Source organism: Pseudomonas sp. Sample_10 (assembly GCF_004321495.1).
Taxonomy (GTDB): Bacteria; Pseudomonadota; Gammaproteobacteria; order Pseudomonadales; family Pseudomonadaceae; genus Aquipseudomonas.
Genome location: NZ_RCOE01000094.1, coordinates 1 through 20887 on the forward strand (window position 1 = coordinate 1; position 20887 = coordinate 20887).

Genomic DNA, 20887 nt, shown 5'->3' on the forward strand with positions numbered 1-20887 from the left:
CGATTTCAGTGGTGTAACGCTTGATACCGTCTTTTTCCCACTCGCGGGTCTGCAGTTTGCCTTCGATGTAGACCTGCGAACCTTTACGCAGGTACTCGCCAGCGATTTCTGCGACCTTGCCGAACATCGACACACGGTGCCATTCGGTCTTTTCGACTTTCTGACCGGTTTGCTTGTCAGTCCATTGCTCGCTGGTCGCCAGACTCAGGTTGGTCACGGCGTTGCCATTGGGCAGGTAGCGAACTTCAGGATCCTGGCCGCAAGTGCCGACCAATATGACTTTGTTAACCCCACGGGCCATTGCGTTCTCCTAGGCTTCGCACGCTGTCGCGGCCGGGTTGTTCACCAGACGCTCGAGAGTGGTGCGATCCAATAATTCTGTGTCCAGTTTGATGTAAATGGCGGCTTCATCGGCAACGACAATTGCATCTGTTACCCCTACGACGGCCTTGAGGCGCTCGATCAGGCCAGCTTCACGAATCGCTTCGGGCGACAACGGCAAGCGCAGGCTCGTTACATAGGGAGGTTCGCGCATGGTAACAGCAAAGACCAACCAAAGTGCAGCCAGCCCGGCACATCCCAGGAAGACAACCGACAAACCGCCATGCTGGAACAACCAGCCGCCGAGTATCCCGCCCAATGCCGATCCGAGGAACTGACTGGTGGAATACACCCCCATCGCCGTGCCTTTGCCGCCGGCCGGTGAAACCTTGCTGATCAGCGATGGCAGTGAAGCTTCTAGCAGATTGAACGCGGTGAAGAACACCACCGTACCGATCACCAGAGTCCGCAAGCTATCGCCAAACTGCCAGAAGAATAGCTCAGTGAGCATCAGCGTCACGACGGCGCCGAGTAAAACTCGTTTCATTTTGCGTCGCTTCTCGCCGTAGATAATGAACGGAATCATGGCGAAGAAAGAAATCAGCAACGCAGTCAGGTACACCCACCAATGCTGCTCCTTGGGCAGCCCGGCTTTTTCCACCAGCGCCAGCGGCAAGGCAACGAAGCTCGACATCAGCATTGCATGCAGGACAAAAATCCCCAGATCCAGACGCAGCAGGTCCGGGTGTTTGAGGGTAGGAATCAAAGCCTGGCGCGCCACGCCGGACTCGCGATGCTGCAACGGCCCGGTGGAGCGCGGCACCATGAACATCACGATCACAATGCCCAACAGCGCCATGCCGCCCGTGGCAAGAAACAGCCCGGACAGGCCGAAGGCACGGGTCAGCAATGGCCCCACGACCATGGCGACGGCGAACGACAGACCGATGGTCATACCGATCATGGCCATGGCCTTGGTCCGGTGCTGTTCGCGGGTCAGGTCCGACAGCAACGCCATGACCGCTGCGGAAATCGCCCCGGCGCCCTGCAGGATGCGACCGGCGATCACGCCCCAGATCGAATCGGCGTTGGCCGCCAATACGCTGCCCAGGGCGAAGATGATCAGCCCAAGGTAGATCACCGGGCGGCGACCGATACGGTCGGAAATGAAACCAAAGGGAATCTGGAAAATCGCCTGGGTCAGGCCATAAGCGCCAATCGCCAGCCCGATCAGGGCCGGGGTCGCGCCTGCCAGGTCCATGCCATAGGTCGCCAGCACCGGCAACACCATGAACATGCCAAGCATACGGAAGGCGAACACCAGGGCCAGACCGCTCGCTGCGCGGGTCTCGCTGCCACTCATGCGTTCGCTGTGGGGATCGTGCATGGAAAAACCTCATGTGAACCGGCGGCGATTCTACCAGTCCCATCGATTGGCAGGGTATATCGCGACGCTTTGCCGCGTGTAGATGACAGAGCTTTCATGTAAGCCTGCAATGACATCATTCGATAGTGTGCATCCATCCAGTATTTGGCCGTATACTCCTACGTTTTCGACGCCCGCCGAGCGAGGCCACTTTGGACAAGATCCTGATTCGTGGGGCCCGTACCCACAACCTGAAGAACATCGACCTGACCCTGCCACGGGACAAGCTGATCGTCATCACCGGCCTGTCCGGCTCCGGCAAGTCTTCCCTGGCGTTCGACACGTTGTACGCCGAAGGCCAGCGCCGCTACGTCGAATCGCTGTCGGCGTATGCCCGCCAGTTCCTGTCGATGATGGAAAAGCCCGACGTCGACACCATCGAAGGCCTTTCGCCCGCGATCTCCATCGAACAGAAATCGACCTCCCACAACCCGCGCTCGACCGTCGGCACCATCACCGAAATCTACGACTACCTGCGTTTGCTGTATGCACGCGTGGGTATTCCGCGTTGCCCGGACCATGACATTCCGCTGGAAGCGCAGACTGTCAGCCAGATGGTCGATCTGGTCCTCGCCGAACCAGAGGGCAGCAAACTGATGCTGTTGGCCCCGGTCATCCGCGAGCGTAAAGGCGAACATCTGTCGGTCTTTGAAGAGCTGCGCGCCCAAGGGTTTGTACGCGCCCGGATCAACGGCAAGCTGTATGAGCTGGACGAAGCGCCCAAGCTCGACAAACAGAAGAAGCACTCCATTGATGTCGTGGTCGACCGGTTCAAGGTCCGTCCCGACCTGCAGCAGCGTCTGGCCGAATCCTTCGAGACCGCACTGAAACTGGCGGACGGCATCGCCCTCGTGGCGCCGATGGACGACGAGCCCGGCGAAGAGATGATCTTCTCCGCACGCTTCGCCTGCCCGATTTGCGGTCACGCCATCAGCGAACTCGAACCGAAGCTGTTTTCCTTCAACAACCCGGCCGGCGCCTGCCCGACTTGCGATGGTTTGGGTGTGAAGCAGTTCTTTGACATCAAGCGGCTGGTCAATGGCGAACTGACGCTGGCCGAAGGCGCGATACGTGGCTGGGACCGCCGCAACGTCTATTACTTCCAGATGCTCGGGTCACTGGCCTCCCACTTCAAGTTCAGTCTGGAAGTGCCATTCAACGAACTGCCGGCCGATCAGCAAAAGCAGATCCTGCACGGCAGTGGCTCGCAGAACGTCGACTTCAAGTACCTGAACGACCGTGGCGACATCGTCAAACGCTCGCACCCGTTCGAAGGCATTGTGCCGAATCTGGAGCGGCGCTACCGCGAAACCGAATCGGCCTCGGTGCGTGAAGAACTGGCCAAGTTCCTCAGCACCCAGTCGTGTCCGGACTGCCGCGGTACACGCTTGCGCCGTGAGGCGCGGCATGTGTGGGTCGGTGAGAAAACCTTGCCGGCAGTCACCAATCTGCCGATCGGCGATGCCTGTGACTACTTCGGTGGCCTGAAACTGACCGGCCGTCGCGGGGAAATCGCCGACAAGATTCTCAAGGAAATCCGCGAACGCCTTCAGTTCCTGGTCAACGTCGGCCTCGACTATCTGTCGCTGGATCGCAGCGCGGACACGCTGTCCGGTGGTGAAGCGCAGCGTATTCGTCTGGCGAGCCAGATCGGCGCTGGGCTGGTGGGCGTTCTGTACATCCTCGACGAACCATCGATCGGCCTTCACCAGCGTGATAACGACCGGCTACTGGGTACCCTCAAGCACCTGCGCGACATCGGCAACACGGTGATCGTCGTCGAACACGACGAAGATGCGATCCGTCTGGCCGACTACGTGGTGGATATCGGCCCAGGCGCCGGGGTTCACGGCGGTCATATCGTCGCCGAAGGTACACCGGCCGAAGTCATGGCCCACCCGGACTCCCTGACCGGCAAGTACCTGTCGGGCCGGGTGAAAATCCAGGTACCCGCCAAACGCACGCCCCGCAACAAGAAGTTGTCGTTGTCGCTCAAGGGCGCTCGCGGCAACAACTTGCGCAATGTCGACCTGGAAATCCCGATCGGCCTGCTGACATGCGTGACCGGAGTCTCCGGCTCGGGCAAATCGACGCTGATCAACAACACGCTTTTCCCACTGAGCGCCACGGCTCTGAATGGCGCAACCACGCTGGAAGCCGCGGCCCACGACAGCATCAAGGGACTGGAGCATCTGGACAAAGTTGTCGACATCGATCAGAGCCCGATCGGTCGCACGCCGCGCTCCAACCCCGCGACTTACACCGGTTTGTTCACGCCGATTCGCGAGTTGTTCGCTGGCGTGCCTGAATCACGTTCCCGCGGTTATGGCCCCGGGCGTTTCTCCTTCAACGTGAAGGGCGGTCGCTGCGAAGCTTGCCAGGGCGATGGCTTGATCAAGGTTGAAATGCACTTTCTGCCCGACATCTATGTCCCATGCGATGTTTGCAAGAGCAAACGCTACAACCGTGAAACCCTTGAGATCAAATACAAGGGCAAGAGCATCCATGAAACGCTTGAGATGACCATCGAGGAAGCGCGTGAGTTCTTCGACGCTGTACCGGCGCTGGCGCGCAAGCTGCAAACGTTGATGGACGTCGGCCTGTCGTACATCAAGCTGGGGCAATCGGCGACAACCTTGTCCGGTGGTGAGGCCCAGCGGGTCAAACTGTCCCGCGAGCTCTCCAAGCGCGATACCGGCAAGACGTTGTACATCCTTGACGAGCCGACGACAGGGCTGCATTTCGCGGACATCCAGCAACTGCTCGACGTACTGCATCGATTGCGCGACCACGGCAACACAGTCGTCGTCATCGAACACAACCTGGACGTGATCAAGACCGCCGACTGGCTGGTGGATCTGGGGCCGGAAGGCGGGTCAAAGGGTGGACAGATCATTGCGGTCGGCACACCCGAAGAGGTGGCCGAAATGAAGCAGTCTCACACGGGTTACTACCTCAAGCCGCTGCTGGAGCGTGATCGCGCCTGACCTGACGCAATGAAAAAGCCCCTGTCACTTTATCGGTGACAGGGGCTTTTTTGTATTCGCTGAGATCAGGTGTGGGATTGCAGGTAGTTCTCGAGACCGATCAACTTGATCAGACCCAGCTGCTTCTCCAGCCAGTAAGTGTGATCTTCTTCGGTGTCGTTGAGCTGGATGCGTAGCATTTCGCGGCTAACGTAATCCTGGTGCTGCTCGCAAAGCTCAATACCTTTGCACAGAGCGGCGCGAACTTTGTACTCGAGACGCAGATCCGCTTCGAGCATTTCCGGTACGGTGGTGCCGACATCGAGGTCGTCCGGACGCATGCGCGGTGTGCCTTCTAGCATCAGGATGCGACGCATCAGCGCATCAGCATGACCTGCTTCTTCTTCCATTTCATGGTTGATACGTTCGTAGAGCTTGGTGAAACCCCAGTCCTCATACATCCGCGAGTGGACGAAATATTGATCACGCGCGGCCAGCTCGCCGGTCAGCAACGTGTTGAGGTAATCGATAACGTCTGGGTGGCCTTGCATCGCCCTACATCTCCCTGCTTTAAAGTCTGTAGTTTGAACCAACCGGGCTGCAACGTCACTCGGCAGACGCAATAAAAGCGAAGATATTCTGAGAAAACCAGCTGAAATAACGCAAAAACCGCCCTAATAAGGGCGGTTCTGCTTCTCATTTAGACTTCGTTAAGCTGTACGTTGAGTAGCGTTGCGATTGCTTCTCCATACGCCGGGTCGGCCTTGAAGAAATGCTGCAACTGCCGGTCGACCACATCACTCGACACACCTGCCATTGCTCCAGCGATGTTGCTGACCAGCAAGTTTTTCTGCTCATCGCTCATCAATCGGAAAAGTGCACCAGCGTGGCTGTAGTAGTCGGTGTCCTCACGATGGTCATAGCGATCGGCAGCCCCGCTTACAGCCAACGCAGGCTCGGCATAACGAGGCGCCTGTTTAGGTGCCTCCACATAGCTGTTCGGCTCGTAGTTCGGTGCCGCACCGCCATTGCTTCCAAAAGCCATGGAGCCATCACGCTGATAGGTGTTTACAGGACTGCGAGGCGCGTTCACTGGCAGTTGCTGGTGGTTGGTACCAACACGGTAGCGATGTGCATCCGCATACGCGAATACTCGGCCTTGCAGCATGCGATCCGGCGACAGACCAACACCCGGCACCATATTGCTAGGACCGAATGCGGCTTGCTCAACCTCAGCGAAGTAATTGAGCGGGTTGCGATTGAGTTCCAGCTCACCGACCTCGATCAGCGGAAACTCTTTCTGCGACCAGGTTTTGGTGACATCAAACGGGTTTTCATAATGTGCGGCAGCCTGAGCTTGCGTCATGATCTGAATGCACACGCTCCATTTCGGAAAGTCACCGCGCTCGATGGCCTCAAACAGGTCGCGCTGAGCGTAATCAGGATCCGTCCCGGCCAGACGCGCTGCATCTGCCGGTGCCAGATTCTTGATGCCCTGCCGGGTCTTGTAGTGCCACTTGACCCAATGACGCTCGCCACTGGCGTTGATCAGGCTATACGTGTGGCTACCAAAGCCGTGCATGTGACGGTAACCATCAGGGATGCCGCGATCTGAAAACAGGATCGTGACCTGATGCAATGCCTCTGGAGAATGCGACCAGAAATCCCACATCGCCTGCGCACTCTTGAGGTTGCTCTGCGGCAGACGCTTTTGCGTGTGGATAAAGTCCGGGAATTTCAGCGGATCTCGAATGAAAAACACCGGTGTGTTGTTGCCGACAATGTCCCAGTTACCTTCTTCGGTATAGAACTTCAAGGCAAAGCCGCGGGGGTCACGTTCGGTGTCTGCCGAACCACGCTCACCACCAACGGTTGAGAACCGCAGAAACGTCGGAGTCTGCTTACCTACAGTCTCGAACAGCTTGGCGCTAGTGAACTGAGTGATGTCACGCGTCACGGTGAAGGTACCGTAAGCGCCCGAGCCTTTGGCGTGTACACGGCGTTCCGGGATGTTTTCACGATTGAAGTGGGCAAGCTTCTCGATCAGATGAAAATCGTCGAGCAGCAGCGGGCCACGAGGACCGGCGGATCGGGAATTCTGGTTATCGGCGACAGGAGCGCCACTGGCGGTGGTAAGCGTTTTGTTTTGGCTCATGCGATCTCTTCCTTTGTCGGTCTTGAACTGCCGGCTAAACGGCTGAAAGGAAGTATTGACGATCGAGATGACATCTTCTAATTCATTGACTGATATAAATCGATAGAGAAACCTGATCACTCTTCAATTTATAGGCGGCTCGGCGGGCTTTTGAAGCGGACACAAAAAACCGGGCGCTAGGCCCGGTTCTTTGTTTCAGACTGACGTCTTACTCGGCGGATACAGCTTCGCCAGCAGTAGCACGATCAACCAACTCGACGTACGCCATAGGCGCGTTGTCGCCAGCGCGGAAACCGCACTTGAGGATGCGCAGGTAGCCACCCTCACGGGTAGCGTAACGCTTGCCCAGGTCGTTGAAGAGCTTACCAACGATAGCTTTCGAACGAGTACGGTCGAAAGCCAGGCGGCGGTTAGCAACGCTGTCTGTCTTGGCCAAAGTGATCAGCGGCTCGGCAACGCGGCGCAGTTCTTTAGCTTTTGGCAGAGTAGTTTTGATCAGCTCGTGCTCGAACAGCGACACCGCCATGTTTTGGAACATGGCCTTGCGGTGCGAGCTGGTGCGGCTGAGGTGACGACCACTTTTACGATGACGCATGGTTCATTCCTTACCAAACACTACGTTCGGTGATTACGACGATCAGGCAGTCGCCTTGTCGTCCTTCTTAAGACTTGCAGGCGGCCAGTTGTCGAGGCGCATGCCGAGGGACAGACCGCGGGAGGCCAGAACGTCCTTGATTTCAGTCAAGGATTTCTTGCCCAGGTTCGGAGTCTTCAACAGTTCTACTTCGGTACGCTGAATCAGGTCGCCGATGTAGTAAATGTTTTCCGCCTTAAGGCAGTTAGCCGAACGTACAGTCAGTTCCAGATCGTCAACCGGGCGAAGCAGGATCGGATCGATCTCGTCTTCCTGCTCGACAACCACTGGCTCACTGTCACCTTTGAGGTCGACGAACGCAGCCAACTGCTGTTGCAGAATGGTTGCAGCGCGACGGATAGCCTCTTCAGGATCCAGGGTACCGTTGGTTTCCAGATCAATAACCAGCTTGTCCAGGTTGGTACGCTGTTCGACACGGGCGTTTTCCACCACGTAAGCGATACGGCGAACCGGGCTGAACGAAGAGTCAAGCTGCAAGCGACCGATGCTGCGGCTTTCGTCTTCATCGCTCTGACGCGAGTCTGCTGGTTCATAACCACGACCACGAGCTACTACGAGCTTCATGTTCAGGGCGCCGTTAGACGCCAGGTTAGCGATTACGTGATCGGGGTTAACGATCTCGACATCATGATCCAGCTGAATATCGGCAGCGGTAACCACCCCCGAACCCTTCTTCGACAAGGTCAGCGTAACTTCGTCACGGCCGTGCAGCTTGATAGCCAGACCTTTAAGGTTCAACAGGATTTCAATTACGTCTTCCTGTACACCTTCGATGGCGCTGTACTCGTGGAGCACACCGTCAATCTCGGCCTCGACTACTGCACAGCCAGGCATTGAGGACAACAGGATGCGGCGCAGCGCGTTGCCCAGGGTGTGGCCAAAACCACGCTCGAGAGGCTCGAGAGTGATCTTGGCGCGGGTTGGACTGACAACCTGCACATCAATGTGGCGGGGTGTCAGGAACTCATTTACCGAAATCTGCATGGATGCACCTATTTTCTAGCCCTTACTTGGAGTAGAGCTCGACAATCAGGCTTTCGTTGATGTCGGCGGACAGATCACTGCGAGCTGGAACGTTCTTGAAAACGCCCGACTTCTTCTCAGTGTCTACTTCTACCCATTCTACGCGGCCACGTTGGGCACACAGATCGAGAGCTTGGACAATGCGAAGTTGGTTTTTTGCTTTCTCGCGAACAGCAACCACGTCACCAGCACGAACCTGGTAGGACGGAACGTTAACGGTCTGACCGTTTACGCTGATCGACTTGTGCGATACCAGCTGACGGGATTCGGCACGAGTCGAACCAAAGCCCATACGGTATACAACGTTGTCCAGACGGCATTCGAGCAGTTGCAGCAGGTTTTCACCGGTTGCACCTTTCTTGCCAGCAGCTTCTTTGTAGTAGCCGCTGAACTGACGCTCGAGAACGCCGTAGATACGACGGACCTTCTGCTTTTCACGCAGTTGGGTGCCGTAGTCGGACTGGCGACCGCGGCGTTGGCCGTGGATACCAGGTGCTGCTTCAATGTTGCACTTCGATTCGATCGCGCGCACGCCGCTCTTCAGGAAGAGATCGGTGCCTTCGCGACGAGCGAGTTTGCATTTTGGACCAATGTAACGAGCCATTCTTTACAATCTCCTGGATTACACGCGGCGCTTCTTCGGCGGACGGCACCCGTTGTGCGGGATTGGCGTCACGTCGGTGATGCTGGCGATCTTGTAGCCACAGCCGTTCAAAGCGCGGACTGCGGATTCACGACCTGGACCTGGACCTTTGACGTTGACGTCGAGGTTTTTCAGGCCGTATTCCAGCGCAGCTTGACCAGCACGTTCAGCAGCTACTTGAGCAGCAAACGGGGTGGACTTGCGGGAACCGCGGAAACCCGAACCACCGGAGGTAGCCCAGGAAAGAGCGTTACCTTGACGGTCGGTGATGGTCACGATGGTGTTGTTAAAAGATGCATGGATGTGGGCGATGCCATCAACCACTGTCTTTTTAACTTTTTTACGAGGACGAGCAGCAGGTTTTGCCATGATTAAATTCCTGTCGATTCGCTGGGGCGATTACTTGCGGATCGGCTTACGCGGACCTTTACGGGTACGCGCGTTGGTCTTGGTACGCTGACCGCGTACTGGAAGACCACGACGATGACGCAGACCGCGATAGCAACCGAGGTCCATCAAGCGCTTGATTTTCATGTTGATTTCGCGACGCAGGTCACCTTCAGTGGTGAACTTCGCCACTTCGCCACGCAGCTGTTCAATTTGCTCGTCGCTCAGATCTTTGATCTTTGCTGCTGGGTTTACCCCAGTCTCTGCACAAATTTTCTGTGCAGTAGTGCGACCAACACCATAGATGTAGGTCAGCGAGATAACAGTATGCTTGTTATCTGGAATGTTAACGCCTGCAATACGGGCCATTCAGTGGGACTCCAATTGACAGCTACCTACGCCCCGGAAGCCAAGAAATAGGGCGCGAGATAATATCGCTGTAATAACAAATAATCAACCCGGTAGCGCACTAGCTACCGGGCTTGAAGCACAATCACACTCAGCCTTGGCGCTGTTTGTGACGCGGTTCCGCGCTGCAAATTACTCGAACAACACCTTCGCGGCGAATAATCTTGCAGTTACGGCACAGCTTTTTCACCGATGCACGAACTTTCATCACCAACTCCTCGAACCTTATGGGTCAGCGCAGCATGCCGCTGCCGTAACCCTTCAGGTTGGCTTTCTTCATCAGGGATTCGTACTGGTGCGAAACGAGGTGCGATTGTACTTGGGACATGAAGTCCATCACAACCACGACGACGATCAGCAACGAGGTCCCGCCAAGGTAGAACGGAACGTTTGCCGCAACCACCAGGAACTGGGGCAACAGGCACACGGCCGTCATGTATAGAGCACCGAACAGGGTCAAGCGAGTCAAAACGCCATCAATGTAGCGCGCAGACTGCTCACCTGGACGAATGCCCGGAATAAAGGCACCGGACTTCTTCAGGTTTTCCGCTACGTCTTTCGGATTGAACATCAACGCCGTATAGAAGAAGCAGAAGAAAATAATCCCTGCACTAAACAGCAGAATATTCAACGGCTGACCAGGAGCGATCGACTGCGAGATGTCCTGCAACCAGCCCATACCTTCAGACTGACCGAACCAGGCACCCAACGAAGCCGGGAACAGCAAAATGCTGCTCGCGAAAATAGCCGGAATAACACCGGCCATGTTCACCTTCAGCGGCAAGTGGCTAGTCTGCGCAGCAAACACCTTACGGCCTTGCTGACGCTTGGCGTAGTGAACAGCGATACGACGCTGACCACGCTCAATGAACACCACGAAACCGATAATCGCTACTGCCAGCAAACCGATGGCAACCAAGGCAAAAATGTTGATATCGCCCTGACGCGCAGACTCGAAAGACTGCCCGATTGCTCTCGGAAGACCGGCGACGATACCTGCGAAAATCAACATCGAGATACCGTTGCCAACACCACGCTCAGTAATCTGCTCACCCAGCCACATCATGAACATCGCACCAGCCACAAAAGTGGATACCGCGACGAAATGGAAGCCAAAGTCACCAGTGAACGCAACACCCTGCCCCGCCAGACCAATGGACATGCCAATGGCCTGAACGAGAGCGAGGACGACAGTGCCGTAGCGGGTGTACTGAGCGATCTTGCGACGCCCAGCTTCACCTTCCTTCTTCAACTGCTCCAGCTGCGGGCTGACGGCGGTCATCAGTTGCATGATGATCGATGCCGAAATGTACGGCATGATCCCCAGTGCAAAGATGCTCATCCGCTCCAGCGCGCCGCCGGAAAACATGTTGAACAAGCTAAGAATGGTCCCCTCATTCTGTCGAAACAGGTCCGCGAGTCGGTCCGGGTTGATACCTGGAACCGGGATGTGTGCGCCTATTCGGTAGACGATAATCGCCAGGAACAGAAAACGCAGACGAGCCCAGAGTTCAGACATACCGCCTTTGCCGAGCGCAGAGAGAGCACCTTGCTTAGCCATTTATTCCTCGAACTTGCCGCCAGCTGCTTCGATAGCCGCACGCGCACCTTTGGTGGCGCCGATTCCCTTGCCGATAGTGACAGCGCGAGTCACTTCACCGGACAGCATGATTTTCACACGCTGTACGTTGACGTTGATCACGTTGGCATCTTTCAGGGACTGCACGGTGACGATGTCGCCTTCCACTTTAGCCAGCTCGGACAGACGCACTTCTGCGCGATCCATGGCTTTCAGGGAAACGAAACCGAACTTCGGCAGGCGACGATGCAGCGGCTGTTGACCGCCTTCAAAGCCTGGAGCAATGGTGCCACCGGAGCGGGAGGTTTGACCTTTGTGACCACGGCCACCAGTCTTACCCAAACCACTACCGATACCACGGCCCGGACGATGCTTTTCGCGACGGGAACCCGGCGCTGGACTCAGATCATTGAGTTTCATCGATTAACCCTCGACACGCAGCATGTAGTAAGCCTTGTTGATCATCCCGCGATTCTCGGGAGTATCCTGGACTTCTACAGTGTGACCGATGCGACGCAGACCCAGACCCTTAACACACAGTTTGTGGTTAGGGATGCGGCCGGTCATGCTTTTGATCAGCGTAACTTTAACGGTAGCCATGATCAGAAGATCTCCTTGACGCTTTTGCCACGCTTGGCGGCAATGGATTCAGGAGACTGCATTGCTTTCAAACCCTTGAAAGTGGCGTGAACCACGTTTACCGGGTTAGTCGAGCCGTAGCACTTGGCCAGAACGTTCTGAACGCCAGCAACTTCGAGAACGGCACGCATTGCGCCGCCAGCGATGATACCGGTACCTTCAGAAGCAGGCTGCATGTACACCTTCGAAGCGCCGTGAGCGGACTTCATTGCGTACTGCAGAGTGGTGCCGTTCAGATCAACCTGGATCATGTTGCGGCGAGCAGCTTCCATTGCCTTCTGGATCGCAGCAGGCACTTCACGCGACTTGCCACGGCCGAAGCCAACACGGCCTTTACCATCACCAACCACGGTCAACGCGGTGAAAGTGAAGATACGGCCGCCTTTAACGGTTTTGGCTACGCGGTTAACTTGAACCAGCTTCTCGATGTAGCCTTCGTCGCGCTTTTGGTCGTTATTTGACATAACTTAGAACTCCAGCCCAGCTTCACGAGCAGCATCAGCCAGCGCTTTAACGCGGCCGTGGTACTTGAAGCCAGAGCGGTCGAAAGCCACCTGCGAGACGCCAGCGGCCTTAGCACGCGTAGCGACCAGCTGGCCAACCTTAGTGGCCGCGTCGATGTTGCCAGTGGCGCCATCACGCAGTTCTTTATCCAAAGTCGAGGCACTTGCCAGGACTTTGTTGCCGTCGGCCGAAATGACCTGGGCGTAGATGTGCTGCGACGAGCGGAACACGCAGAGACGCACGACTTCGAGTTCGTGCATTTTCAGGCGTGCTTTGCGAGCGCGACGCAGTCGAGTAACTTTTTTGTCGGTCATTTGCTATGCCCTACTTCTTCTTGGCTTCTTTACGACGGACGACTTCGTCCGCGTAGCGCACACCTTTGCCTTTGTACGGCTCTGGTGGACGGAAGTCGCGGATCTCGGCGGCCACTTGACCTACCAGCTGCTTGTCGATGCCCTTGATCAGGATATCGGTCTGGCTAGGAGTCTCAGCGGTGATGCCTTCCGGCAGTTCGTAATCCACTGGGTGCGAGAAGCCAAGAGCCAGGTTCAGCACTGTGCCTTTAGCTTGCGCTTTGTAACCAACACCGACCAGCTGGAGCTTGCGCTCGAAGCCTTGGCTTACGCCTTGGACCATGTTGTTTACCAACGCACGAGTGGTACCAGCCATTGCGCGAGTCTGTTGATCGCCATTGCGAGCAGCAAAACGCAGCTCACCGGCTTCTTCAACGATCTCAACGGACGAATGGATGTTCAGTTCGAGAGTGCCCTTGGCACCCTTCACCGAAAGCTGTTGGCCTGCGAATTTTACTTCGACACCGGCTGGCAGCTTAACGGGGTTCTTAGCGACGCGAGACATGCTTATCCCCCCTTAGAACACAGTGCAAAGAACTTCGCCGCCGACACCGGCAGCGCGCGCAGCACGATCAGTCATCACACCCTTGTTGGTGGAGACGATAGACACACCGAGACCGCCACGAACTTTCGGCAGATCTTCGACGGACTTGTACTGACGCAGGCCTGGACGGCTAACGCGCTTGACTTCTTCGATAACCGGACGGCCTTCGAAATATTTCAGCTCGATAGACAGCAGTGGTTTGGTTTCGCTGCTGATCTGATAACCCGCGATGTAACCTTCGTCCTTCAGGACTTTGGCAACAGCTACCTTCAAAGTAGAAGATGGCATGCTTACGACGGACTTTTCAGCCATCTGGGCATTACGGATTCGAGTTAGCATGTCCGCTAACGGGTCCTGCATACTCATGGGCTAGACGCTCCTAATACAGAAAAATTAGCCTTGCGGCTACTACGTGTCGCCGAGAATCTCCGAGCGTATAAAACACGGGCTCAGGCGAGCCGGGTATTCTAGACACACCCCAGAAATGAATCAAGCCCCAAAAGGGGCTTGATTCAGATTCAAGGCCACCGGTGGTCAGGATCTTGCGACCCCGAACACCGAGACTTTGACAGTATTTACCAGCTGGCTTTAACCAGACCTGGTACGTCACCACGCATTGCCGCTTCACGCAGTTTGTTACGGCCGAGGCCGAACTTGCGGTAAACGCCGTGCGGACGACCAGTCAGGCGGCAGCGGTTACGCATGCGCGAGGCGCTTGCGTCACGTGGCTGCTTCTGCAGGGCTACTGTAGCTTCCCAACGCGCTTCTGGACTTGCGTTCAGATCAACGATGATCGCTTTCAGTGCTGCACGCTTCTTGGCGTACTTGGCAACCGTGAGCTGACGCTTCAGCTCGCGGTTTTTCATGCTCATCTTGGCCATGGTCCTACTCCAATCAGTTGCGGAACGGGAATTTGAACGCACGCAGCAGAGCGCGGCCTTCATCATCGTTCTTGGCAGTGGTGGTCAGGGTAATGTCCAGACCGCGGAGAGCATCGATCTTGTCGTAGTCGATTTCCGGGAAGATGATCTGCTCTTTTACGCCCATGCTGTAGTTACCACGACCATCGAAGGACTTGGCATTCAGACCGCGGAAGTCGCGAACCCGAGGCAGGGAGATCGACAGCAGACGATCCAGGAACTCGTACATACGCTCACGGCGCAGGGTCACTTTGACGCCGATCGGCCAACCTTCACGGACTTTAAAGCCAGCGATGGATTTGCGAGCGTAGGTCACAACGACTTTCTGGCCGGTGATCTTTTCCAGGTCAGCAACAGCGTGCTCGATGACTTTTTTGTCGCCGATCGCTTCGCCCAGACCCATGTTCAGGGTGATTTTGGTAACGCGCGGAACTTCCATCACGTTCGAAAGCTTAAGTTCTTCCTTAAGTTTCGGAGCGATTTCCTTCCGGTAAATCTCTTTTAGTCGTGCCATGGTCTTCTACCTAGCAGTGTTCAAGCATCAACCGCTTTTTGGGTCGACTTGAAGACACGAATTTTCTTACCGTCTTCTACTTTGAAACCAACGCGGTCAGCCTTGTTGGTTTCGCCGTTGAAGATGGCGACGTTGGAAGCGTGCAGTGGCGCTTCTTTCTCGACGATACCGCCTTGTACGCCCGACATCGGGTTAGGCTTGGTATGACGCTTGACCAGGTTCAGACCACCAACAACCAGACGGTTGTCAGCAAGAACCTTCAGCACCTTACCGCGCTTACCTTTGTCTTTGCCGGCGATCACGATGATCTCGTCGTCACGACGAATCTTTTGCATGTCGGATCTCCTTACAGCACTTCTGGGGCGAGCGAGACGATCTTCATGAACTTCTCAGTACGAAGTTCACGGGTCACTGGCCCAAAGATACGGGTGCCGATCGGCTCTTGCTTGTTGTTCAGAAGAACAGCAGCGTTGCCATCAAAGCGGATAATGGAGCCATCGGCACGGCGTACGCCGTGACGAGTGCGGACTACAACAGCAGTCATCACTTGGCCTTTTTTCACTTTACCGCGAGGAATTGCTTCCTTGACGGTAACTTTGATGATGTCACCGATACCAGCGTAACGACGATGGGAGCCACCCAGCACCTTGATGCACATAACACGGCGAGCGCCGCTGTTATCGGCCACATCGAGCATGGATTGAGTCTGAATCATATAATTTCTCCGACCCCTAGTCCTTAGACTTCCACAGCGCGTTCGAGAACATCAACCAGCGCCCAAGACTTGGTCTTGGCCAAAGGACGAGTTTCACGAATAGTGACTTTGTCGCCGATGTGGCACTGATTGGTTTCGTCGTGCGCGTGCAGCTTAGTCGAACGCTTAACGTATTTACCGTAGATCGGGTGCTTAACGCGACGCTCGATCAGAACGGTGATGGTTTTGTCCATCTTGTCGCTGACAACACGGCCAGTCAGCGTACGGACAGTTTTTTCGGCTTCAGCCATGATTACTTACCTGCCTGCTGGTTGAGCACAGTCTTCACGCGAGCGATGTCACGCTTAACTTGCGAGAGCAGATGAGACTGCCCCAACTGGCCAGTTGCTTTCTGCATACGCAGATTGAACTGGTCGCGCAGCAGGCCGAGCAGTTGCTCGTTCAGCTGCTGTGCGGATTTTTCACGAAGTTCATTCGCTTTCATCACATCACCGTCCGTTTAACAAAGGAGGTGGCGAGCGGCAGCTTTGCAGCAGCCAGGGCGAAAGCCTCACGCGCCAGCTCTTCAGAAACACCCTCGATTTCATACAGGACTTTGCCTGGCTGAATCTGGGCAACCCAGTATTCCACGTTACCCTTACCTTTACCCATCCGAACCTCGAGAGGTTTTTTGGAGATCGGCTTGTCCGGGAATACACGGATCCAGATCTTGCCGCCACGTTTTACGTGACGGGTCAGAGCACGACGCGCTGACTCGATCTGACGAGCGGTGAGACGACCACGAGCAACAGACTTCAGCGCGAACTCGCCGAAGCTGACTTTGCTACCGCGCAATGCCAGGCCACGGTTGTGACCAGTCATTTGCTTGCGGAACTTCGTACGCTTTGGTTGCAACATTTGGCGTACCCCTTACTTAGCAGCTTTTTTACGAGGCGCTGGTGCTTGTGGTTTCAGTTCTTCTTGGCGACCACCAATTACTTCGCCTTTGAAGATCCAAACCTTTACACCGATCACACCGTAAGTGGTGTGAGCTTCGTAGTTGGCATAGTCGATGTCGGCACGCAGGGTGTGCAGTGGCACACGACCTTCGCGATACCATTCAGTACGTGCGATTTCAGCACCGCCGAGACGACCGCTCACTTGGATTTTGATGCCTTTGGCACCAATGCGCATGGCGTTCTGTACAGCGCGCTTCATAGCGCGACGGAACATTACGCGACGCTCCAGCTGCTGAGCTACGCTCTGCGCAACCAGCATACCGTCGAGCTCCGGCTTGCGGATCTCTTCGATATTGATGTGCACAGGCACACCCATTTGCTTGGTCAGGTCCTGACGCAGTTTCTCAACATCTTCACCTTTCTTCCCGATAACGATACCTGGACGAGCGGTGTGGATGGTGATACGTGCAGTTTGGGCCGGACGATGGATATCGATACGGCTTACGGACGCGCTTTTTAGTTTGTCTTGGAGATACTCACGCACCTTCAGATCAGCGAACAAGTAGTCCGCATAAGTCCGACCGTCTGCGTACCAGACGGAGGTGTGCTCCTTGACGATTCCCAGGCGAATGCCAATGGGATGTACTTTCTGACCCATCTCTTCGACTCCGTTACTTGTCAGCAACCTTGACAGTGATATGGCAAGACCGCTTGACGATGCGATCAGCACGGCCTTTGGCACGTGGCATGATGCGCTTCAGCGAACGCCCTTCGTTGACGAAAACGGTGCTGACCTTCAGGTCATCAACGTCCGCGCCTTCGTTATGCTCGGCGTTGGCTACGGCCGACTCCAGCACTTTCTTCATGATCTCGGCGGCTTTCTTACTGCTGAAAGCCAACAGGTTGAGCGCTTCGCCCACCTTCTTCCCGCGGATCTGGTCGGCGACCAAGCGGGCTTTCTGGGCGGAGATTCGAGCGCCCGACAACTTAGCGGCTACTTCCATTTCCTAACCCCTTAACGCTTGGCTTTCTTGTCTGCCACGTGCCCGCGATAAGTGCGGGTACCGGCGAACTCGCCCAGTTTGTGGCCGACCATGTCTTCGTTAACGAGAACTGGGACGTGTTGACGACCGTTGTGTACTGCGATGGTCAGACCGACCATTTGTGGCAGGATCATCGAACGGCGCGACCAGGTTTTAACTGGTTTGCGATCGTTCTTTTCCGCCGCCACTTCGATCTTCTTCAGTAGGTGAAGATCGATAAAAGGACCTTTTTTCAGAGAACGTGGCACTGTCGTATCCCTCTATTTACTTGCGACGACGGACGATCATTTTGTCGGTACGCTTATTACCACGAGTCTTCGCGCCCTTAGTCGGGAAGCCCCATGGCGATACCGGATGACGACCACCAGAGGTACGACCTTCACCACCACCATGTGGGTGGTCAACCGGGTTCATGGCAACACCACGAACGGTTGGGCGAACGCCACGCCAGCGTTTGGCACCAGCTTTACCCAGCGAACGCAGGCTGTGCTCGGAGTTCGAGACTTCGCCCAGGGTCGCACGGCACTCAGCCAGCACTTTACGCATCTCACCAGAACGCAGACGCAGGGTCACGTAGACACCTTCACGAGCGATCAGCTGAGCCGAAGCACCAGCGGAACGAGCGATCTGCGCGCCTTTACCTGGCTTCAATTCGATGCCGTGTACGGTGCTACCAACTGGAATGTTACGCAGTTGCAGAGCGTTGCCCGGCTTGATCGGTGCCAGAGCACCTGCGATCAGCTGGTCGCCAGCGCTCACGCCTTTAGGGGCGATGATGTAGCGACGCTCGCCATCTGCGTACAGCAGCAGAGCGATGTGAGCAGTACGGTTTGGATCGTATTCGATACGCTCGACAGTGGCAGCGATGCCATCTTTGTCGTTGCGACGGAAGTCGACCAGACGATAATGCTGCTTATGACCACCACCGATGTGACGAGTGGTAATACGGCCATTGTTGTTACGACCACCAGACTTCGACTTCTTCTCGAGCAGCGGTGCGTGAGGAGCGCCTTTATGCAGCTCCTGGTTGACCACCTTGACCACAAAACGGCGGCCAGGGGAAGTCGGTTTGCATTTAACGATTGCCATGATGCACCCCTTCCTTACTCAGCACTGCTGCTGAAATCGAGATCTTGGCCTGGCTGAAGGGAGATAACTGCCTTCTTCCAGTCATTACGCTTGCCCAGACCGCGAGCAGTGCGCTTGCTCTTACCCAGAACATTCAGGGTAGTAACACGCTCTACTTTCACGCTGAACAGGCTTTCGACGGCCTTCTTGATTTCCAGCTTGGTTGCGTCAGTAGCAACCTTGAAAACGAACTGGCCTTTCTTGTCTGCCAGAACCGTAGCCTTCTCGGAAACGTGCGGGCCAAGCAGAACTTTAAATACGCGTTCCTGGTTCATCCCAGCAGCTCCTCGAATTTCTTCACGGCCGACACGGTGATCAACACCTTGTCGTATGCGATCAGACTAACTGGATCGGAACCTTGCACGTCACGTACATCTACGTGTGGCAGGTTACGAGCAGCCAGGTACAGGTTCTGATCAACAGCGTCCGACACGATCAGAACGTCGGTCAGGCTCATGTTGTTCAGTTTGCCCAGCAGGTCTTTGGTTTTCGGCGTCTCAACGGCGAAATCCTGAACCACGACCAGACGATCAGTACGCACCAGCTCAGCAAGGATGGAACGCATTGCTGCGCGATACATCTTCTTGTTCAGCTTCTGGGAGTGATCCTGTGGACGAGCTGCGAAAGTGGTACCGCCGCCACGCCAGATTGGGCTACGGATAGTACCGGCACGAGCACGGCCAGTACCTTTCTGACGCCATGGGCGCTTACCGCCACCACGAACGTCGGAACGGGTCTTTTGCTGCTTGCTACCCTGACGGCCGCCGGCCATGTAGGCCACGACTGCTTGGTGAACCAGCGTCTCGTTGAACTCGCCGCCAAATGTCAGTTCGGAAACTTCGATCGCTTGAGCGTCATTTACATTTAATTGCATGTCAGCTTCCCCTTAACCGCGAGCCTTGGCTGCTGGACGTACAACCAAGTTGCCGCCAGTAGCGCCAGGAACAGCGCCCTTGACCAACAACAGATTGCGTTCAGCGTCCACGCGCACTACTTCGAGGGACTGCACGGTCACGCGCTCAGCGCCCATATGACCGGACATTTTTTTGCCCTTGAATACACGACCAGGAGTCTGGCACTGGCCGATAGAGCCTGGAACGCGGTGGGATACGGAGTTACCGTGGGTGTTATCTTGCCCGCGGAAATTCCAACGCTTGATCGTACCCTGGAAGCCTTTACCCTTGGACTGACCGGTTACATCAACCAGTTGACCAGCGGCGAAGATTTCAGCGTTGATCAGATCGCCGGCCTGGTACTCGCCTTCTTCAAGGCGGAATTCCATTACGGTACGACCAGCGGCAACGTTCGCCTTGGCGAAGTGGCCAGCCTGAGCTGCTGTTACACGCGAAGCGCGACGCTCGCCGACAGTGACTTGCACTGCACGATAGCCATCGGTCTCTTCAGTTTTGAACTGGGTGACGCGATTCGGCTCGATCTCAATGACCGTGACCGGAATGGAGACACCTTCTTCGGTGAAAATACGGGTCATACCGCATTTACGACCGACTACACCAATAGTCATGTTGTAAACCTCATGAGTGTACGGGGCTTTCACCCGCTATGGCCGCCCATTTCAGAGCGTTACACGACTAAGACCGAGTCTTAGCCGAGGCTGATCTGCACTTCCACACCGGCCGCAAGATCAAGCTTCATAAGAGCATCAACGGTTTTATCCGTTGGCTGGACGATGTCCAGAACGCGCTTATGAGTACGGATCTCGTACTGGTCACGCGCGTCTTTGTTGACGTGCGGGGAGACCAGAACGGTGAACCGCTCTTTACGGGTAGGCAGTGGAATTGGACCACGCACTTGAGCACCAGTACGTTTCGCGGTTTCCACGATTTCCTGGGTTGATTGGTCGATCAGGCGATGGTCGAAAGCCTTCAACCTGATACGGATTTGCTGATTTTGCATTGGATTTCAGACTCCGGCTGCTATTCCCACCGGGCGCAATACGCCCGTTAAAAGGAGGCGCAATTCTATAGACGCCCCAGATAGGTGTCAACCCAATAAAAAAGCCCCCGCT

At 55.8% G+C, this 20887-nt stretch carries 33 protein-coding genes; 1 reads left to right on the plus strand and 32 read right to left on the minus strand.

What is annotated here, in order from left to right; all coding sequences use genetic code 11:
• Both ssb and D8U18_RS08800 read right to left on the minus strand, forming a co-directional pair.
• Positions 1 to 301: single-stranded DNA-binding protein (ssb, locus tag D8U18_RS08795; RefSeq protein ID WP_131107457.1), on the minus strand; the 301-nt coding region annotated here is incomplete at its 3' end.
• A 9-nt stretch (positions 302 to 310) separates the two neighbouring features.
• Positions 311 to 1708: an MFS transporter gene (locus tag D8U18_RS08800; RefSeq protein ID WP_056855880.1), complete on the minus strand. Its 1398-nt coding sequence runs from the start codon at positions 1706 to 1708 to the stop codon at positions 311 to 313.
• Positions 1709 to 1899: 191 nt separating this feature from the next.
• Between D8U18_RS08800 and uvrA the strand changes: the two genes are divergently transcribed.
• A complete protein-coding gene (gene uvrA / locus D8U18_RS08805; RefSeq protein ID WP_056855881.1) occupies positions 1900 to 4734 on the plus strand; it encodes an excinuclease ABC subunit UvrA in 2835 nt (944 codons plus the stop codon).
• Between the two features lie 65 nt (positions 4735 to 4799).
• Here uvrA and bfr read toward each other — a convergent pair whose 3' ends face one another.
• From bfr to rpsJ, 30 genes are all read right to left on the minus strand, one after another.
• Positions 4800 to 5264: a bacterioferritin gene (gene bfr / locus D8U18_RS08810; protein ID WP_056855882.1), complete on the minus strand. Its 465-nt coding sequence runs from the start codon at positions 5262 to 5264 to the stop codon at positions 4800 to 4802.
• Between the two features lie 149 nt (positions 5265 to 5413).
• The gene (locus tag D8U18_RS08815; RefSeq protein WP_130904022.1) at positions 5414 to 6868 is read right to left on the minus strand and encodes a catalase; all 1455 of its coding nucleotides are present in this window, start codon (positions 6866 to 6868) and stop codon (positions 5414 to 5416) included.
• Positions 6869 to 7076: 208 nt separating this feature from the next.
• Entirely contained in the window at positions 7077 to 7463 is a 387-nt protein-coding gene (rplQ, locus tag D8U18_RS08820; RefSeq protein WP_007970429.1) for a 50S ribosomal protein L17, read from the minus strand.
• Positions 7464 to 7505: 42 nt separating this feature from the next.
• A complete protein-coding gene (gene rpoA / locus D8U18_RS08825; RefSeq protein WP_007970428.1) occupies positions 7506 to 8507 on the minus strand; it encodes a DNA-directed RNA polymerase subunit alpha in 1002 nt (333 codons plus the stop codon).
• Between the two features lie 22 nt (positions 8508 to 8529).
• The gene (gene rpsD / locus D8U18_RS08830; RefSeq protein ID WP_003176404.1) at positions 8530 to 9150 is read right to left on the minus strand and encodes a 30S ribosomal protein S4; all 621 of its coding nucleotides are present in this window, start codon (positions 9148 to 9150) and stop codon (positions 8530 to 8532) included.
• 18 nt (positions 9151 to 9168) lie between these two features.
• Positions 9169 to 9558, minus strand: coding sequence for a 30S ribosomal protein S11 (gene rpsK, locus D8U18_RS08835; protein ID WP_002555466.1), 390 nt, complete (start codon positions 9556 to 9558; stop codon positions 9169 to 9171).
• A gap of 30 nt (positions 9559 to 9588) precedes the next feature.
• A complete protein-coding gene (gene rpsM / locus D8U18_RS08840; protein ID WP_009045849.1) occupies positions 9589 to 9945 on the minus strand; it encodes a 30S ribosomal protein S13 in 357 nt (118 codons plus the stop codon).
• A 130-nt stretch (positions 9946 to 10075) separates the two neighbouring features.
• The gene (gene rpmJ / locus D8U18_RS08845; RefSeq protein ID WP_002555468.1) at positions 10076 to 10192 is read right to left on the minus strand and encodes a 50S ribosomal protein L36; all 117 of its coding nucleotides are present in this window, start codon (positions 10190 to 10192) and stop codon (positions 10076 to 10078) included.
• Between the two features lie 24 nt (positions 10193 to 10216).
• On the minus strand, positions 10217 to 11545 hold the full coding sequence (gene secY, locus D8U18_RS08850) for a preprotein translocase subunit SecY (RefSeq protein ID WP_131107458.1): 1329 nt from the start codon (positions 11543 to 11545) through the stop codon (positions 10217 to 10219).
• Positions 11546 to 11983, minus strand: coding sequence for a 50S ribosomal protein L15 (gene rplO / locus D8U18_RS08855; RefSeq protein ID WP_003228720.1), 438 nt, complete (start codon positions 11981 to 11983; stop codon positions 11546 to 11548). It abuts the gene before it with no gap.
• A gap of 3 nt (positions 11984 to 11986) precedes the next feature.
• A complete protein-coding gene (rpmD, locus tag D8U18_RS08860) occupies positions 11987 to 12163 on the minus strand; it encodes a 50S ribosomal protein L30 (RefSeq protein WP_003176408.1) in 177 nt (58 codons plus the stop codon).
• 2 nt (positions 12164 to 12165) lie between these two features.
• A complete protein-coding gene (gene rpsE / locus D8U18_RS08865) occupies positions 12166 to 12666 on the minus strand; it encodes a 30S ribosomal protein S5 (protein WP_003186035.1) in 501 nt (166 codons plus the stop codon).
• A 3-nt stretch (positions 12667 to 12669) separates the two neighbouring features.
• Entirely contained in the window at positions 12670 to 13020 is a 351-nt protein-coding gene (rplR, locus tag D8U18_RS08870; protein ID WP_003186037.1) for a 50S ribosomal protein L18, read from the minus strand.
• A 10-nt stretch (positions 13021 to 13030) separates the two neighbouring features.
• Positions 13031 to 13564: a 50S ribosomal protein L6 gene (gene rplF, locus D8U18_RS08875; RefSeq protein WP_003176412.1), complete on the minus strand. Its 534-nt coding sequence runs from the start codon at positions 13562 to 13564 to the stop codon at positions 13031 to 13033.
• 12 nt (positions 13565 to 13576) lie between these two features.
• Entirely contained in the window at positions 13577 to 13969 is a 393-nt protein-coding gene (rpsH, locus tag D8U18_RS08880) for a 30S ribosomal protein S8 (protein ID WP_003228724.1), read from the minus strand.
• A gap of 209 nt (positions 13970 to 14178) precedes the next feature.
• On the minus strand, positions 14179 to 14484 hold the full coding sequence (gene rpsN, locus D8U18_RS08885; RefSeq protein ID WP_003176414.1) for a 30S ribosomal protein S14: 306 nt from the start codon (positions 14482 to 14484) through the stop codon (positions 14179 to 14181).
• Positions 14485 to 14497: 13 nt separating this feature from the next.
• On the minus strand, positions 14498 to 15037 hold the full coding sequence (gene rplE / locus D8U18_RS08890) for a 50S ribosomal protein L5 (protein ID WP_003210069.1): 540 nt from the start codon (positions 15035 to 15037) through the stop codon (positions 14498 to 14500).
• 20 nt (positions 15038 to 15057) lie between these two features.
• Complete coding sequence (gene rplX, locus D8U18_RS08895) at positions 15058 to 15372, minus strand: 50S ribosomal protein L24 (protein WP_003186046.1); 315 nt, start codon at positions 15370 to 15372, stop codon at positions 15058 to 15060.
• 11 nt (positions 15373 to 15383) lie between these two features.
• On the minus strand, positions 15384 to 15752 hold the full coding sequence (gene rplN, locus D8U18_RS08900; RefSeq protein WP_002555479.1) for a 50S ribosomal protein L14: 369 nt from the start codon (positions 15750 to 15752) through the stop codon (positions 15384 to 15386).
• Positions 15753 to 15775: 23 nt separating this feature from the next.
• Positions 15776 to 16042, minus strand: coding sequence for a 30S ribosomal protein S17 (gene rpsQ / locus D8U18_RS08905; protein WP_003176419.1), 267 nt, complete (start codon positions 16040 to 16042; stop codon positions 15776 to 15778).
• Between the two features lie 2 nt (positions 16043 to 16044).
• Positions 16045 to 16236 carry a 50S ribosomal protein L29 gene (rpmC, locus tag D8U18_RS08910; protein ID WP_002555481.1) on the minus strand — a complete coding sequence of 64 codons (192 nt, stop codon included), beginning with the start codon at positions 16234 to 16236 and terminating at the stop codon, positions 16045 to 16047.
• On the minus strand, positions 16236 to 16649 hold the full coding sequence (gene rplP, locus D8U18_RS08915; protein WP_003228729.1) for a 50S ribosomal protein L16: 414 nt from the start codon (positions 16647 to 16649) through the stop codon (positions 16236 to 16238). The genes rpmC and rplP overlap by 1 nt, the downstream gene beginning before the upstream one ends.
• Before the next feature lie 12 nt (positions 16650 to 16661).
• On the minus strand, positions 16662 to 17348 hold the full coding sequence (gene rpsC / locus D8U18_RS08920) for a 30S ribosomal protein S3 (protein ID WP_003176422.1): 687 nt from the start codon (positions 17346 to 17348) through the stop codon (positions 16662 to 16664).
• Positions 17349 to 17361: 13 nt separating this feature from the next.
• Complete coding sequence (gene rplV, locus D8U18_RS08925; protein ID WP_003103908.1) at positions 17362 to 17694, minus strand: 50S ribosomal protein L22; 333 nt, start codon at positions 17692 to 17694, stop codon at positions 17362 to 17364.
• Positions 17695 to 17705: 11 nt separating this feature from the next.
• Positions 17706 to 17981, minus strand: coding sequence for a 30S ribosomal protein S19 (gene rpsS, locus D8U18_RS08930; protein ID WP_002555486.1), 276 nt, complete (start codon positions 17979 to 17981; stop codon positions 17706 to 17708).
• Between the two features lie 16 nt (positions 17982 to 17997).
• Entirely contained in the window at positions 17998 to 18822 is an 825-nt protein-coding gene (gene rplB / locus D8U18_RS08935) for a 50S ribosomal protein L2 (RefSeq protein ID WP_003186055.1), read from the minus strand.
• Positions 18823 to 18836: 14 nt separating this feature from the next.
• Positions 18837 to 19136 (minus strand): 50S ribosomal protein L23, encoded by a 300-nt coding sequence (gene rplW / locus D8U18_RS08940; protein ID WP_002555488.1) that lies wholly within the window; start codon positions 19134 to 19136, stop codon positions 18837 to 18839.
• Positions 19133 to 19735, minus strand: coding sequence for a 50S ribosomal protein L4 (gene rplD / locus D8U18_RS08945; protein WP_003228735.1), 603 nt, complete (start codon positions 19733 to 19735; stop codon positions 19133 to 19135). The genes rplW and rplD overlap by 4 nt, the downstream gene beginning before the upstream one ends.
• Before the next feature lie 12 nt (positions 19736 to 19747).
• On the minus strand, positions 19748 to 20383 hold the full coding sequence (gene rplC, locus D8U18_RS08950; RefSeq protein WP_003186059.1) for a 50S ribosomal protein L3: 636 nt from the start codon (positions 20381 to 20383) through the stop codon (positions 19748 to 19750).
• An 80-nt stretch (positions 20384 to 20463) separates the two neighbouring features.
• The gene (rpsJ, locus tag D8U18_RS08955) at positions 20464 to 20775 is read right to left on the minus strand and encodes a 30S ribosomal protein S10 (RefSeq protein ID WP_003186070.1); all 312 of its coding nucleotides are present in this window, start codon (positions 20773 to 20775) and stop codon (positions 20464 to 20466) included.
• Between the last annotated feature and the right edge of the window lie 112 nt (positions 20776 to 20887).